General features: G+C 46.7%; 1 protein-coding gene. It reads right to left on the bottom strand.

Features of this window, described 5'->3' with window-relative positions; translation table 11 throughout:
• On the bottom strand, positions 1 to 270 hold a 270-nt coding region (locus A3756_RS05505), incomplete at both ends, for an FtsW/RodA/SpoVE family cell cycle protein (protein ID WP_197481194.1).

The raw sequence follows: 270 nt of genomic DNA, 5'->3' as shown, positions 1-270 counted from the left end.
TCATAAACTCAGAGGGCTGAAAACGCGGTAAACCTGGTAGCTGTAACCATCGCTGTGCACCTTTAGCACCCGTTCCAAAGAAAATAACCCCTATCAACGCTGCGACACCAATAACATATAGCCATGGAGACCAACGCCGGTAGACATTGGGATCTAGCTGAGCAAAAACAAACATCACAACAAATGCAATACCGAAGCGTGTCGCCTGTTTTTCGACATACACCATATCTTGACCACCTGCGCTATATAAAATAGCCAGACCAACGGCAC

The sequence above is a fragment of the Oleiphilus sp. HI0086 genome (assembly GCF_001635225.1).
The sequence above is the reverse complement of the archived record's forward strand: the minus strand, read 5'-3'. Positions and strand labels throughout refer to the sequence as shown.